Here is a 13,667-nt window from a genome sequence, read left to right on the forward strand (position 1 = left end):
GCTTGAACCTTTTTAGCTTGTTTAAAACAGGGCGCGATTTTTTTTGCGGGCCTTTTTGCCTTCGATGACAGTCAACTGAATGTTTGATTTCTTTTTTGGCTTGTTAATTAAGGTTTCTTTTGAAATCACGGTTAGTCCATGTGTATTATGGTGCTTGCTTCTTTTGGGTTTCATCGTATCTTGTTTATGTTTCTTAGCTGAGATTCGGGCTGCCTTCCGGTATGCTTGACGCTCTTTGCCTGTTTTGCCTGAGCTACCTTTCAGCATGAATCGTTTGTACACAAGATAGATTACCCCAATGATTGCCGCTCCGATAAGCACACTTCGTATGAATGATGCAGCGTTGTACTGCAATGTATAAATCAAGCCCACTACCGCTAATCCCAGAAGAACATAAATGATGATAGTTGATTTGTTACGATTCATAGAAAGCACCTCCTTAAGAGCATCATTAGCGTATTTATGGGAATTTAAACAGCTATACCAATAAATTTTTCTCTTAATTTTAATTTACACAATTTTCTCTCCGTTCAAACCTTGTCCAGCCCTCTTTTCGGCTTCAAGCATGTTATTGAAGGAAATGATGGCGGTTTGAATCTGGTCATCATTCGGTTCCTTCGTTGTCAGAAGCTGCAGCCATAGACCTGGGTAGCCAAGAAAACGGAGCACTGGTACATCGCGCAGCTTATTGGTCAGCTGTAAAACCTCGAAGGAGAGGCCCAGAACAACCGGAATGAGAGCCAACCGGTTTAGAATCCGTGCATATAACGGATCGGTCGGGACGAACATATACAGGAACAATCCAACAACGACAGTAAAGAGAATGAAACTGCTGCCGCAGCGGTAATGAAGCCGGGATGCATGTCGTACGTTTTCAACAGTCAATTCCTTATTTGCCTCAAAGGCGTTAATGACTTTATGTTCAGCACCATGATATTGGAACACGCGCTTAACGAGAGGTGTCATGGAAACAAAGTATATATACAAAAGTAATAATGTTAATTTGAAGAATCCTTCTATTAATATTTGAGCTCCCTTTGCCGGTGCGACACCTTGGAAGATTGCCGCCAAGAATACGGGGATGAGGGTGAACAAAACTTTCCCAAGAATGAACGATAGAATGCCGACAGCCGCGACACCGAGAATCATGCCTAGCTTTGAGCTTTCCTCTTCCTGTACGATTTGGTCGTCATCCTTCGGGTCAACATCAAAGCGGTCAGTAGAAAAGGATAGATGCTTTGAGCCGACGGCGCTTGATTCGATAATAGCCACGATGCCTCTGAGAAAAGGGATTTTCTTAAGTTTTTGAATGGTTGGATGGCTCTTTCGCGGCATCGAAAAGGAATCGTATGTTCCATCCTTCCGTTTGATCGTTGTCACGGTGCAATGTTTGCCGCCGAACATGACTCCTTCTACGACAGCCTGCCCGCCGTAGACTGGTTTATTTTCCACTGTATTCACCACTCCATGTTATTTATAGTATGAATGTTTATCTTCTTATTTTACCGAATCTTGAGGGATATCTCTACTATTGGATTCATTCATCATGAAGTTTGCTTAAACGGTACATACTAGTCTATGAGGTGAAGATGAATGGAAGAGAATGTAACAGAAGTAAAAGAGCCATTAAGCTATGGAGCTACAGTGACAGCGATTGGTTTGTTCGCTGGTGTGTTTTGGGGGGCAATCTTTCAATTATTTGTGTATTTTAACTTTACGGAAATTGGCCCTGCCTTTGTGATACGGTCTTGGATTAAGGCTGATTTCGCCAAGGGATGGGTGGGTGTCATTCTCTCACTTGTTTGTCTATCCGTGATATCCTTGCTGTTTGCCTATTTGTATTCCGTTGTTTTTCGCAAAATATACTCCTACTGGCTTGGTGTTGGTTATGGTCTTGTTATTTGGGCATTGATTTTCCTTGTGTTAAGGCCTCTGTTCCCAGGCATGAAGACCGTAATGGAATTGTCCTTCCATACAATCCTTACGACCGTATGCTTATTTCTCCTTTATGGGCTATTCGTCGGTTACTCCATCAGTTTTGAGTATAACGAAAGACAGCTGGAAAAAAAAGGGCAGACAGAAAATAACGAAGCTCAGGTATAAATATATAGTGGTCCCTTTCCTGCATATGATAAAATGATTAATATCCATTAAAGGCTTACTTTAGCGGTTGGTCATACATATATACAGGGGCTTCAAGCCTGGCTCCGGAACAGGCAGCAGCTATTATATTAGATAAGGGAGAGAATGTATAATGGAAAAATTACAAAGATTTCGTGAAAATCTTGCCGCAGAAAAAATAGATGCCATGATTATCACAAATCCTTACAACCGAAGATATATCTCAAATTTCACAGGTACATCAGGCATAGTTGTCATTTCTGAAAAGGAAGCAAAATTTATTACAGACTTTCGTTATACGGAACAAGCGGCCAAGCAGGCGGTTGGATTTGAGATTGTTAAGCATACCGGTCCGATTGAGAATGAGGTGGCGGCACAGCTTAAAGCAATGGGCGCCAAGAAAGTTGGCTTTGAGCAGGATGACCTTACATTTGCCCTATACAAAACCTATGAAGGCGTGGTAGAGGGGGAGCTTGTTCCTTTATCCGGCTTTGTAGAAAAATTGCGCTTGATTAAGACTCCTGAAGAGATTAAGATATTAAAGGATGCGGCAGACATTGCAGATGCTGCCTTTGAGCATATTTTAGGGTTTATCCGTCCAGGTTTGACGGAAATGGAAGTTTCCAATGAGCTTGAATTCTTCATGCGTAAAGCGGGTGCTACCTCTTCTTCCTTTGATACAATTGTGGCTTCCGGCGCGCGTTCGGCGCTTCCGCATGGTGTCGCAAGTGATAAGGTGATTGAGAAGGGTGATTTTGTCACTCTGGATTACGGCGCACTCTACAAAGGGTATATATCTGATATTACCCGTACAGTTGCTGTTGGTGAACCAAGTGATGAGCTGAAGAAGATCTATGGGATAACGCTTGAAGCGCAGGTTTATGCGATGGAAAATATTAAACCTGGCTTAACAGGCAAACAAGCAGATGCACTTGCACGGGATATCATCGCCGCAAAAGGCTATGGTGAATATTTCGGACATTCCCTTGGTCATGGAATCGGCCTTGAAGTCCATGAAGGCCCTGGCTTGTCCTTTAAATCAGATATAGTCTTAGAGAAGGGCATGACCGTGACATGTGAACCAGGCATTTATTTACCGGGAGTCGGCGGCGTGCGAATCGAGGATGATTTATTGCTGACAGAAGGCGGCAATGAAAGATTGACCCATTCAACAAAAGAATTAATTATTTTATAAGGCAGTAGGAGGCTATTATCACATGATTTCTGTTAATGATTTCAAAACAGGCTTAACAATCGAAGTAGACGGCGGTATTTGGCAGGTTATCGAATTCCAGCACGTAAAACCAGGTAAAGGTGCGGCATTCGTGCGCTCTAAATTACGTAACCTTCGTACAGGCGCGATTCAAGAGAAAACATTCCGTGCCGGTGAAAAAGTATCGAAAGCGCATATCGACAACCGCAAAATGCAATACCTTTATGCAAGCGGCGATAACCATGTATTCATGGATAACGAAACATATGATCAAATCGAATTGCCTACTGCGCAAATCGAATATGAATTGAAATTCTTGAAAGAAAACATGGAAGTGTCCATCATGATGTTCCAAACAGAAACACTTGGCGTTCAGCTTCCAACAACTGTTACATTAGAAGTAACTGAAACTGAACCAGGAATCAAAGGGGATACAGCATCCGGCGGTACGAAGCCGGCAACTGTTGAAACCGGTCTTGTTGTTCAAGTTCCATTCTTCGTAAATGAAGGAGACAAGCTTATCATCAATACATCTGACGGTTCATACGTTTCCCGCGGATAATCGATTGTCTTATAAGAAAAAGCTGCAGAGCACGCCAATCATTCTTTTGGCAGCCTGCAGCTTTTTTTTGCACCCAGGAGAGCGCTCCTGGGTGTTTTTAGTACCTGGAACACTTGTCTAATCTTTTTCTGGGTTGAAGGGACATAAAATACTTGTCCATGAATACATTTTAAGTAAATGACACATATAGCGAGGGAGATGTATGGAAGGAGTATTGGAAATGCTGCCCAAGGCTATTCTCGCTGACATGACGGGAATGACCTTGAATGAAGAGGATGTGGAGGAAATCCGTATCCGTGTCGGAAGGCCGCTCGAAGTCATGGCAGGCAGACAGGTTCATTACGGGAGACGGCCCGTCGGACGGGAGGAGGCTGAGATCTTCATGAACAAAATCAGTCAATTTTCTTTCTATATGCTCGATGAAGAATTGAAGAGGGGCTATATCACCATTAAGGGAGGACATCGAATTGGCATCGCGGGGAAGGTGATTCTTGAAAATGGCAGTGTGAAGGGGATACGGGAGGTCACCTTTTTTAATATTCGAATTGCCAGACAGAAGAAAGGACTTTCAGAGGGGTGGATACCCTACTTGTACCAAGGGCGGTGGTTATCCACTTTAGTCATCGGTCCGCCTCAATCAGGAAAGACAACCTTTCTGCGAGATTTAGCCCGGATTGCCTCGACAGGAGATGAAAGGCACCGGATTTCGCCTAAGAAGGTTGGGATCATAGATGAACGTTCGGAAATAGCGGGATGTGTTCACGGGGTGCCGCAGATGGAATTCGGTATCCGAGTAGACGTGCTTGATGCCTGTCCAAAGGCGGAAGGAATGATGATGATGATTCGATCCATGAGTCCAGACATTCTCGTAGCAGATGAAATAGGAAGAAGAGAGGACAGAGATGCTGTCATGGAAGCGGTCAATGCAGGTACCGCTCTCTTTATCACAGCTCATGGTCATAGTTTAGAGGATATTCTGTCAAGACCCAGTATGAAAGCAATTATTACAGAGGCGCAGTTTGAACGGTTTATCGAACTTGCGCGGATAGACAAGCCGGGGTGTGTGGTCAAGGTCAGAGATGGAACAGGAAAAATCTTATATGACGGAGAAAGAGTGAGGACATGATTAAACTACTTGGTGCCGTGCTGATCGTTTTTTCAACCTCCTGGATAGGGTGGGATTTCTCGAAACGGCTGATTGCCCGACCTAAGCAAATACGGGATTTGAGGGCTGCATTGCAAATCTTGGAGGCAGAAATCATGTATGGTCACATGCCGCTAAGGGAAGCTGTTTTGAAATTGGCCAAGCAAATTCCCGAGCCGGTTGCAAGAGGCTTTACCTTGTTTGCAGATTACTTGAACGAAGAAAATCAGACGGTCACGAATGCCTGGCGTCAAAGTATCGAGGAAATGATGAAATGGACTGAGCTTGAGGATAAAGAGGCCGAAATCCTTCTTCAGTTTGGAGAGACTCTTGGAAAGCATGATCGGGATACGCAGCGGAAACAAATTCAACTGGCATTGACACATCTCGAGCGGGAGGAAATGCTGGCACTCGATAAACAAATGAAATACGACAAGATGGTGAAAAGTCTTGGTTTCTTCTCAGGTCTTTTAATTGCCATCCTATTGTTGTGATGAATAGGGGGAAATGAGCGGAATGGGCATCGATATTGATATTATTTTTAAAATTGCGGGTGTTGGACTGATTGTCGCGTTCATTCATACGATTCTCGATCAAGTCGGCAAGAAGGAGTATTCACAATGGGTAATCTTGGTCAGCTTTATTTATATTTTGTTCAATGTTGCCCAAGTTGTCGGGCAGCTGATTGACCGGATTAAATCCGTATTCCTATTTCAATAGAAGCTTGGGGTGATGAGCCATCGAAATGCTGCAAATAACCGGTGTAGCCCTGATTGGGGCGTTCCTTGCCATGATTATAAAGGAGCAAAAGCCAAATCTCGCCTTTTTGCTTGTTGTCTTTGTTGGAAGCTCAATCTTTTTATTCCTAGTCGACAAGATTTACGAAATCATCCAAATGGTTCAACAATTGGCCGTAAACGCCAATGTGAACATGGTGTATTTATCAACTGTACTGAAAATTATCGGAATTGCCTATATCGCGGAGTTTACGTCTCAAATCACGAAGGATGCCGGGATGGGGGCGATTGCCTCCAAGATTGAGCTCGCAGGAAAAATTCTTATCCTGACGATGGCAATCCCAATCTTGAGCGTAATTATCGAGAGCATCATCCAGATGATCCCGAATTAACTCCCGGATTGGGAAGCAATTAAAGGGGCTGAATATTTATATGAAGCATTTTTTGCGGACAAGCATTCTACTCTTCATTCTTCTATTTCTTTGCAGCTATAGCCAGCAAGTGTTGGCTGCCCCGGGAACAACGACCGTAAACACGCAGCAAGAGGAGGCGGTTGAAACATTCGGTGTGGAGGACATTCCGCTTGATGACTTAAAACAGTTTTGGGATTCGGTCTATGACCAATATGGCGGTTTTCTACCGGAATCTCAAAAAGGGAGTTTCTTCGATTTCATCAGCGGCGAAAAAAAATTCTCCTTTAAGGAGTGGCTTTCTGGAATCATTCAGTTTATCTTTCATGAGTTAATCGCGAATGGAAAGCTGCTTGGAACGCTCATTCTGCTGACGGTGTTCAGTGTCTTTCTCCAATCTTTGCAAAGTACCTTTGAGAAGACATCTGTCAGCAAGGTGGCAAACTCGATTGTTTTTATGGTTTTAATGATTATTGCACTGAACAGTTTCTATGTGGCAGTCAATTATGTCACCTCGACAATTTCACAGATTACCGATTTTCTGATTGCACTAGTGCCGCTACTATTAGCTCTGATTGCAAGCTCAGGCGGCGTCCTCTCTGCGGCCTTCTTTCATCCGATGCTCTTATTCCTCATGAACACGAGCGGTGCCCTGATTGAGTACATCGTCTTGCCGCTGCTCTTCCTCTCAACCTTACTGAGCATTGTCAGCATGCTGTCAGAGCATTATAAGGTGACCCAGCTGGCCGGACTGTTACGAACATGGAGCGTTGGTCTTTTAGGAATTTTCATGACTGTTTTTCTTGGTGTAATCTCGGTTCAAGGAATTTCAACAGCGGTTGCTGATGGAATCGGCCTGCGTACGGCTAAATTCCTGGCAGGAAATTTCATCCCGGTCATCGGACGGATGTTCACGGACGCTGCGGATACAGTCATAGGGGCATCTCTGCTCTTAAAGAACACAGTCGGAATTGCTGGTGTGGTCATGCTTTTGATTATGGCTGCATTTCCTGCTTTGAAGATCCTGTTGATTGCTCTCGTTTATAAATTTGCCGCTGCCATCTTACAGCCTCTTGGGGCAGGTCCCATTATTAAATGCTTAGATGTGATTGGCAAGAATATCATTTATGTCTTTGCTGCATTGGCCATTGTCAGTCTTATGTTCTTTCTGACGGTCACGGTAATTGTTGCTGCTGGAAATGTCACAATGATGGTTCGATAGGAGGGAGCTGTCCATGTCTTTTTTGACAACATGGGTGACCAATATTATTGTTTTCATCTTATTCGCTGTTGTGCTGGACATGCTCCTTCCCAATTCATCGATGCAGAAGTACACCAAGCTTGTGGTTGGGTTATTGCTGACAGCCATCTTTTTAACCCCGATTCTTACCTTGCTTAAACAGGACTTCACCAGTGATATTCAGCATAAAATCATGTCCAACGGGGTTTGGGGCAATCAGGAAATGGAAAATTCGCTGGAATCGAAGAAAAAAGAAATAGAAGAGACGCAGCAAGCATATATATTGGAACAGATGGCTGTCCAACTGAAAAGTGAAGCAGAAAAGGAGCTGACAGAAAGGAGTGGGTACGAAATCCAAGATGTGGAGATCCGGCTCATCAATCCTAAAGGGGAGATGAAGGAGGAAAACATCGAGTCCATTCATGTCACCCTCGTAGAACAGAGCAAGGAAGAGGCAGAGGGTGTACAACCTGTAGAGAAGGTTGACATTGACTTAGAAGAACAGCAATCGCTTATAACCGCACCTTCACCCCAGATACAGGAAATTTTGTCGGAGAAATGGGGAGTTAGCAGCAGCAAATTAATAATCGAAATCAATGAAGGGGGTGATGGTCTTTGAATAAAGAAAAACTGAACAAACTCAAAGGGATGTTTATGAAACAGGATGGAGACGGAAAGAAACCGCCATATCGGAATATTGCCATCCTGCTTCTGGCCGGCATCCTGCTGATGGTCAGCAGCCTGTTTATCAATCGGGGGGATGAGACAAAGGACAAGACCAACGCGGTGTTTGAGGCGGCCAGCAAGGAAGTGAAGGAGGACGCAGCTGAAACATTCGGCTCCGGCAATTCCAAGAAAACCGGCACGATTGCTTCTATTGAGAAAGCTTATGAAAGCGAGCTGAAGGAAACCCTTGAGACGATGAATGGAGTTTCTAATGTATCCGTGATTGTCAATGTCGACTCGACGGAGGAAAAAGTGTATGAGAAAAATGCCGTATCCCAGCATCAAATCACGGAGGAAACTGACCGTGACGGGGGAGAAAGAAAGGTAGAGGATTTCTCAACCGATGAGAAGGTTGTCATCATCCGGGAAGGTGACAAGGAGGTCCCGCTTGTTCAGCAAACAAAAAAACCCACCATCAGGGGAGTACTGATTGTTGCCAAGGGAGCAGATAATATCAGCATAAAAAAGGAAATAGTAGAAGCTGTCACACGCGTGCTTGATGTACCAAGCCATCGTGTTGCTGTTAGTGCCAAAAAATAACGAAATAAGAGGAGGAACTATCCGTGTTGCTAAGAAAACAAACAGTATGGTTGTTGACAATGTTAAGTTTGGTGGCGGTCTTGAGTGTCTACTATATTACTTCTCCGCAGGAAACTACTGTGAATCAGGAAGCACAGGAGGAGACGGAAAACGGAAAAGGCGGGGATAGCGGCAATGCTGAACAATCCACTGTCGTATCTAATGAGGCAAGTGATTCTGCGTTTGAGGCGATGCGCATGGACTTGAATGATGAGCGCAGCAAGGAGAAGGAACAGCTGACTGAAAAGGTAGCATCAAGCGATCTGTCAGAGGAAGAGCGGGTAGACGCGCATGAGCAGATTGAGCAGCTGGATGAATTGTCGACAAAAGAGGATATGCTTGAATCAATGATTGTCGCCTTAGGATATAAGGATGCGTTAGTGAGGGCAGACAATAACCAAATCCAAATCACTGTTAAAGCAGAGAAGCCTAATGCTGAGGCTGCTAACAAAATCATTCAAATGGTCACTAAGGAAATCGGCAAGACAAATGCTGTTGCAGTAGAATTTCAGCCGGAAAAATAAATCAATAAAACAGTTGAATGAACAGGTGGAAAGGCCGATTTGGTTTTTCAATCTGTTTTTTCTTTTTGGGGTAAAGGTTTCGACCGGCTGTGTTGAAGGAGCGTATAACAAACCTTGCAGGGAATTAGAGTATGTACCCTCCCGCTCCATCTTGGCCGTTATTACGTAAATAATCTTTATTAAATCTTTTCGAATAAGCTAATATTTCCGCCTAACTGTTTTTCTGCGAAAGAGTAAGGTGGCTAGGCAGTCATGAGAGAGTGAAAAAAATTATAAATGTGTAGAGTTATGTGTCAAAAGTTTTTTTTGACATTGACTATTTATATAACAATATTTTTTAATGATAATCATTATATTTATATATAAAATTTTGGCAGTTTTAAAGCAGAGAAGTTCCTGGGCTGCTGATATCAGTCTTTTAACCGTTCACTTTTCTGCCAAAAAATATTATGATAGGCTTATATGGTATTTTTTACATATTCATGCTTTTATGAATTATTTTGTAAATAACTAGGAGGGCTGAATCTTGATGAAGGTACAGGAAATACGTGAAATCATTAGATTAATCGATCAAACAAGTATTGATGAATTTGTCTTTGAACAAGAGGGGACCAGACTTGAAATCAAAAGAGGGGCAAAGGAAAAACTTGAAGCCGCCTCAGCCTCTGTTCCAGAAGTTGTGAAAGCTCCAGCTGCCCAAGCAGAGCCGCCTCAGCCTGCCGAAGCACCGGCAGCAAGCCCGGCGCCAATACAGTCAGGTGAAGCTTCCTTGCCAGCGGTCAAGGATGAGACAAGCTATCATAAGATTACGTCCCCAATGGTTGGAACCTTTTACAAGGCCTCCTCACCTGATGATGATCCATTTGTGAAGGTTGGAGACCGAGTAGGGAACGAATCCGTTGTCTGCATCGTTGAAGCAATGAAATTATTTAATGAAATTGAAGCGGAAGTATCCGGTGAAATCAAGGGAATTCTTGTAGAGGACGGCCAATTGGTTGAATACGGACAGCCTTTATTCTTGGTAAAACCCGAATAGGAGGAACAAGATGATTAAAAAAGTTCTAATTGCCAATCGGGGCGAAATAGCGGTCCGAATTATTCGGGCATGTAAAGAAATGGACATTGAAACAGTTGCGGTTTATTCAGAGGCAGACAAGACAGCCTTGCATGTACAATTAGCGGATGAAGCTTACTGTATTGGTCCGACCACATCAAAAGACAGCTACTTAAATACAACAAACATTATAAGCCTGGCGAAGCTGACAGACTGTGATGCCATTCATCCGGGATACGGATTTTTGGCAGAAAACGCTGATTTCGCTGATATGTGTGAAGAGTGTCATTTAACCTTTATCGGCCCATCCTCTGAGGCCATTTCAAAAATGGGGACGAAGGATGTAGCCCGTGAGACAATGCGAGCGGCTGGTGTTCCAATCGTTCCCGGCTCAAGAGGGATTGTTGAGGACGAGGAGGCAGCTGTTAAAACAGCTGAGAGCATTGGCTATCCGGTCATCATTAAAGCGACAGCCGGCGGCGGCGGCAAAGGGATCCGGGTGGCGAAGGATGTGGATGAACTTCGGAAGGGTTATCGAATCACAAGGCAGGAGGCAGCAACAGCCTTCGGCAATCCGGGTGTATATTTAGAGAAATTCATTGAGGATTTCAGACATGTGGAAATCCAGGTACTTGGTGATCATTATGGCAATGTCATTCATCTTGGAGAGCGTGATTGCTCTATTCAAAGACGGCTCCAGAAATTGCTTGAGGAAACTCCTTCACCAGCCATTGACAGCGAGATGCGTGATGAAATGGGACAGGCAGCCGTCACTGCTGCGAAGGCTGTACAATATTCCGGTGCCGGTACGGTTGAATTCATTTATGATCATGTAAACCGTAAGTTTTATTTCATGGAGATGAATACGCGTATCCAGGTTGAGCACCCTGTAACAGAAATGGTGACAGGGATTGACTTAATCAAGGAGCAGATTCTTGTTGCATCTGGCGAGAAATTAACCATTCAGCAAGAAGATGTACAAATGAATGGATGGGCGATCGAATGCCGTATAAATGCGGAGAATCCGGAGAAGAAATTCATGCCGTCAGCAGGCATGGTGGATATGTATCTTCCTCCTGGAGGCTTTGGCGTCCGGGTTGATTCGGCAGTGTATACCGGTTATTCTATCCCGCCGTTTTACGATTCTATGGTCGCTAAATTAATCGTCCATGCACCATCAAGGGAAGAAGCAATCAAGAAAATGAAAAGAGCCTTGGATGAGTTTGTCGTAAAAGGTATTGATACGACAATCCCTTTTCATATAAAATTATTAAATCATGATGTTTTTGTTTCTGGTGATTTTAATACGAAATTCCTTGAAACTTACGACGTGATGAACTCATAATAGAGTAGATGATTTGGAGGTGTTAGACATGAGTGAAAATCATGCATTGGAAATGGATGGATATGATGGCGGTTTAGGCAAGGTTGAAATTGCCCCTGAAGTCATTGAAGTAATTGCTGGTTTAGCTGCTTCAGAAGTGGAAGGAATCGCACAAATGAGAGGGAATTTCGCTTCAGGCGTTGTCGAAAAGCTAGGAAAGAAAAACCACGGAAAAGGCGTCAAGGTTGAGCTTAGTGAAGATGGCATTAAAATAGATGTGTATTGCCTGGTGAAATTCGGAATCTCCATCCCGAAAGTTGCGCAGGAAGCACAGGATAATATCCGCCAAACGTTACTTAATATGACTGCGCTCGATGCGAATGAAGTAAACATTCACATTGTCGGCGTACAATTTGAGACAGCAAAAGCTGAACCTGAAGTAGAAGAACAGCATTAAGAACATCCATAAGAGACCATGGCCCTTTTTATAGGGTCCTGGTCTCTTATTGTATGTATACGGATGAACGGAGGCGGGAATACTTCATGCGGAGATTCTGTCGTCCATGAGAAAAGAATTTGATGCAGCAATTTCCAAAAAGATGACCGCACACTACCTTTCAAGGGCTTGATGTGTTATTATCTTCATATATGAAATGAAGTGCGAGCAGATGCTTCGTATTTTTAGACAAAGGAGTAATAGTAATTCATGAAACGCAGAGAGGCAAGAGAAAAGGCTCTTCAAGCTCTTTTTCAAATAGATGTAGGGAAAGTCGAAAAAGAAACAGCGCTGGAGCATGTAATTGAAGAATCTGAAGCAGATTCTTATCTAATGGAATTGGTAGACGGCGCAACAGACCATGCAGCTGAGGTTGATCGGATGATTGAGTCGAACCTGGAGAACTGGAAGCTGGACCGTTTATCGAATATTGACCGTAATATCCTTCGATTGACAACATATGAGCTTCTATACAGCAAGGATGTTCCGCAAAATGCTGCCATCAATGAAGCTATTGAATTGGCTAAGCTGTTTGGTGATGACCAATCGCCGAAATTCGTGAACGCTGTTTTATCTAAGATTAAGAATTCTTTATAAAGCTTTGCTATAAATAGAGAGTGAATTAAGGGGGAGCAGGAGTCATGCCAGCAAACATATTAGACGGAAAAGCCATATCGGCCTCTATTAGAGAGGACATTGCCAAGGAGGTTGAAATACTGAAGGGCAAAGGGGTAACCCCGGGGCTTGCAGTTATATTAGTTGGAGATGACCAAGCTTCTCATACATATGTCAGGAACAAGGAAAAGGCTTGTGAACAGCTTGGGATGTACTCGGAGCTTATCAAGCTTCCTGCCTCTGTCACGGAAGAGGAATTGCTTGGTCGTTTACGTGAATTAAATGCTGATCCAAGGATAAACGGCATATTGGTTCAATTGCCATTGCCAAAGCACATTGATGAAAAGCTCGTCATCGAAACCATTGACCCTGCAAAGGATGTCGATGGCTTCCATCCTATTAATATTGGGCGCATGATGACGAAACAAGAAGCTCTTCTTCCGTGTACGCCATTTGGCATTCTGAAGATGGTAAAGGAAACGGGAATTGACATTAAAGGAAAGCATGTCGTTGTTATCGGCCGAAGCAATATTGTCGGTAAGCCGGTTGGACAGCTTTTCCTTAATGAGGATGCAACAGTTACCTACTGTCATTCCAGAACGAAGGATTTGAGAGCCTTCACCACTCAAGCGGATATATTGATCGCCGCTGTCGGGGTCGCAAAAATGGTTAAAGCGGAGGATGTCAAAGAGGGAGCAATCGTCATTGATGTCGGCATGAACCGGGATGAGGAAAATAAGCTTTGCGGGGATGTTGATTACACGGATGTCGCCCCTAAGGCCTCCTACATTACCCCTGTGCCAGGCGGTGTAGGACCAATGACCATCACGATGCTGATGTACAATACTGTTCAGGCAGCAAAGATGGTCCAAAAGCAATCATAAATTTCAATGTTACCTGAAAGCTGCCGGAAATTGCTATA

At 43.7% G+C, this 13,667-nt stretch carries 18 protein-coding genes; 16 read left to right on the plus strand and 2 right to left on the minus strand.

The genetic code is table 11. From position 1 onward, the window contains the following. Positions 1 to 21: 21 nt before the first annotated feature. Together AC622_RS05705 and AC622_RS05710 are read right to left on the minus strand one after the other, a co-directional pair. A complete protein-coding gene (locus tag AC622_RS05705) occupies positions 22 to 426 on the minus strand; it encodes an SA1362 family protein (RefSeq protein WP_049670178.1) in 405 nt (134 codons plus the stop codon). 84 nt (positions 427 to 510) lie between these two features. Further along, entirely contained in the window at positions 511 to 1,461 is a 951-nt protein-coding gene (locus AC622_RS05710) for a DUF1385 domain-containing protein (protein WP_439802915.1), read from the minus strand. Between the two features lie 132 nt (positions 1,462 to 1,593). Between AC622_RS05710 and AC622_RS05715 the strand changes: the two genes are divergently transcribed. The 16 genes from AC622_RS05715 to folD all read left to right on the plus strand — a co-directional run bounded on the left by AC622_RS05715 (position 1,594) and on the right by folD (position 13,629). Then, the gene (locus AC622_RS05715; protein WP_049670179.1) at positions 1,594 to 2,103 is read left to right on the plus strand and encodes a YqhR family membrane protein; all 510 of its coding nucleotides are present in this window, start codon (positions 1,594 to 1,596) and stop codon (positions 2,101 to 2,103) included. A 151-nt stretch (positions 2,104 to 2,254) separates the two neighbouring features. Further along, positions 2,255 to 3,316 carry a M24 family metallopeptidase gene (locus AC622_RS05720; RefSeq protein WP_049670180.1) on the plus strand — a complete coding sequence of 354 codons (1,062 nt, stop codon included), beginning with the start codon at positions 2,255 to 2,257 and terminating at the stop codon, positions 3,314 to 3,316. 22 nt (positions 3,317 to 3,338) lie between these two features. Next, a complete protein-coding gene (gene efp, locus AC622_RS05725; RefSeq protein WP_049670181.1) occupies positions 3,339 to 3,896 on the plus strand; it encodes an elongation factor P in 558 nt (185 codons plus the stop codon). A gap of 202 nt (positions 3,897 to 4,098) precedes the next feature. After that, positions 4,099 to 5,022 (plus strand): stage III sporulation protein AA, encoded by a 924-nt coding sequence (gene spoIIIAA / locus AC622_RS05730; RefSeq protein WP_049670182.1) that lies wholly within the window; start codon positions 4,099 to 4,101, stop codon positions 5,020 to 5,022. Further along, entirely contained in the window at positions 5,019 to 5,534 is a 516-nt protein-coding gene (spoIIIAB, locus tag AC622_RS05735) for a stage III sporulation protein SpoIIIAB (protein ID WP_049670183.1), read from the plus strand. The genes spoIIIAA and spoIIIAB overlap by 4 nt, the downstream gene beginning before the upstream one ends. A gap of 22 nt (positions 5,535 to 5,556) precedes the next feature. Next, positions 5,557 to 5,760, plus strand: a complete 204-nt coding sequence (gene spoIIIAC / locus AC622_RS05740) for a stage III sporulation protein AC (RefSeq protein ID WP_049670184.1) — start codon at positions 5,557 to 5,559, stop codon at positions 5,758 to 5,760. Between the two features lie 25 nt (positions 5,761 to 5,785). Then, the gene (gene spoIIIAD, locus AC622_RS05745) at positions 5,786 to 6,169 is read left to right on the plus strand and encodes a stage III sporulation protein AD (protein ID WP_049670185.1); all 384 of its coding nucleotides are present in this window, start codon (positions 5,786 to 5,788) and stop codon (positions 6,167 to 6,169) included. Positions 6,170 to 6,209: 40 nt separating this feature from the next. Next, complete coding sequence (gene spoIIIAE, locus AC622_RS05750) at positions 6,210 to 7,409, plus strand: stage III sporulation protein AE (RefSeq protein WP_049670186.1); 1,200 nt, start codon at positions 6,210 to 6,212, stop codon at positions 7,407 to 7,409. 13 nt (positions 7,410 to 7,422) lie between these two features. Further along, positions 7,423 to 8,046 (plus strand): stage III sporulation protein AF, encoded by a 624-nt coding sequence (spoIIIAF, locus tag AC622_RS05755; protein ID WP_049670187.1) that lies wholly within the window; start codon positions 7,423 to 7,425, stop codon positions 8,044 to 8,046. Between the two features lie 29 nt (positions 8,047 to 8,075). Further along, entirely contained in the window at positions 8,076 to 8,693 is a 618-nt protein-coding gene (gene spoIIIAG, locus AC622_RS05760; protein WP_049672814.1) for a stage III sporulation protein AG, read from the plus strand. A gap of 23 nt (positions 8,694 to 8,716) precedes the next feature. Beyond that, positions 8,717 to 9,256, plus strand: coding sequence for a SpoIIIAH-like family protein (locus AC622_RS05765; RefSeq protein WP_049670188.1), 540 nt, complete (start codon positions 8,717 to 8,719; stop codon positions 9,254 to 9,256). Between the two features lie 529 nt (positions 9,257 to 9,785). Beyond that, positions 9,786 to 10,292, plus strand: coding sequence for an acetyl-CoA carboxylase biotin carboxyl carrier protein (gene accB, locus AC622_RS05770; RefSeq protein ID WP_049672815.1), 507 nt, complete (start codon positions 9,786 to 9,788; stop codon positions 10,290 to 10,292). A 10-nt stretch (positions 10,293 to 10,302) separates the two neighbouring features. Next, on the plus strand, positions 10,303 to 11,655 hold the full coding sequence (accC, locus tag AC622_RS05775) for an acetyl-CoA carboxylase biotin carboxylase subunit (RefSeq protein WP_049670189.1): 1,353 nt from the start codon (positions 10,303 to 10,305) through the stop codon (positions 11,653 to 11,655). A 28-nt stretch (positions 11,656 to 11,683) separates the two neighbouring features. Next, complete coding sequence (locus AC622_RS05780; protein ID WP_049670190.1) at positions 11,684 to 12,091, plus strand: Asp23/Gls24 family envelope stress response protein; 408 nt, start codon at positions 11,684 to 11,686, stop codon at positions 12,089 to 12,091. A gap of 249 nt (positions 12,092 to 12,340) precedes the next feature. Then, a complete protein-coding gene (gene nusB, locus AC622_RS05785; RefSeq protein ID WP_049670191.1) occupies positions 12,341 to 12,727 on the plus strand; it encodes a transcription antitermination factor NusB in 387 nt (128 codons plus the stop codon). A gap of 44 nt (positions 12,728 to 12,771) precedes the next feature. Then, entirely contained in the window at positions 12,772 to 13,629 is an 858-nt protein-coding gene (gene folD / locus AC622_RS05790) for a bifunctional methylenetetrahydrofolate dehydrogenase/methenyltetrahydrofolate cyclohydrolase FolD (protein WP_049670192.1), read from the plus strand. Positions 13,630 to 13,667 lie beyond the last annotated feature (38 nt).

The organism is Bacillus sp. FJAT-27916, from assembly GCF_001183965.1.
Classification (GTDB): Bacteria; Bacillota; Bacilli; order Bacillales; family Pradoshiaceae; genus Pradoshia.

What these genes read in the sequence shown, in the direction of transcription:
- folD (WP_049670192.1), top strand. Translation starts at nt 12,772, where the DNA reads ATGCCAGCAAACATATTAGACGGAAAAGCCATATCGGCCTCTATTAGA.
- nusB (WP_049670191.1), top strand. Translation starts at nt 12,341, where the DNA reads ATGAAACGCAGAGAGGCAAGAGAAAAGGCTCTTCAAGCTCTTTTTCAA.
- AC622_RS05780 (WP_049670190.1), top strand. Translation starts at nt 11,684, where the DNA reads ATGAGTGAAAATCATGCATTGGAAATGGATGGATATGATGGCGGTTTA.
- accB (WP_049672815.1), top strand. Translation starts at nt 9,786, where the DNA reads ATGAAGGTACAGGAAATACGTGAAATCATTAGATTAATCGATCAAACA.
- spoIIIAD (WP_049670185.1), top strand. Translation starts at nt 5,786, where the DNA reads ATGCTGCAAATAACCGGTGTAGCCCTGATTGGGGCGTTCCTTGCCATG.
- accC (WP_049670189.1), top strand. Translation starts at nt 10,303, where the DNA reads ATGATTAAAAAAGTTCTAATTGCCAATCGGGGCGAAATAGCGGTCCGA.
- spoIIIAG (WP_049672814.1), top strand. Translation starts at nt 8,076, where the DNA reads ATGTTTATGAAACAGGATGGAGACGGAAAGAAACCGCCATATCGGAAT.
- spoIIIAE (WP_049670186.1), top strand. Translation starts at nt 6,210, where the DNA reads ATGAAGCATTTTTTGCGGACAAGCATTCTACTCTTCATTCTTCTATTT.
- spoIIIAC (WP_049670184.1), top strand. Translation starts at nt 5,557, where the DNA reads ATGGGCATCGATATTGATATTATTTTTAAAATTGCGGGTGTTGGACTG.
- AC622_RS05715 (WP_049670179.1), top strand. Translation starts at nt 1,594, where the DNA reads ATGGAAGAGAATGTAACAGAAGTAAAAGAGCCATTAAGCTATGGAGCT.
- efp (WP_049670181.1), top strand. Translation starts at nt 3,339, where the DNA reads ATGATTTCTGTTAATGATTTCAAAACAGGCTTAACAATCGAAGTAGAC.
- spoIIIAA (WP_049670182.1), top strand. Translation starts at nt 4,099, where the DNA reads ATGGAAGGAGTATTGGAAATGCTGCCCAAGGCTATTCTCGCTGACATG.
- spoIIIAF (WP_049670187.1), top strand. Translation starts at nt 7,423, where the DNA reads ATGTCTTTTTTGACAACATGGGTGACCAATATTATTGTTTTCATCTTA.
- AC622_RS05705 (WP_049670178.1), bottom strand. Translation starts at nt 426, where the DNA reads ATGAATCGTAACAAATCAACTATCATCATTTATGTTCTTCTGGGATTA.
- spoIIIAB (WP_049670183.1), top strand. Translation starts at nt 5,019, where the DNA reads ATGATTAAACTACTTGGTGCCGTGCTGATCGTTTTTTCAACCTCCTGG.
- AC622_RS05720 (WP_049670180.1), top strand. Translation starts at nt 2,255, where the DNA reads ATGGAAAAATTACAAAGATTTCGTGAAAATCTTGCCGCAGAAAAAATA.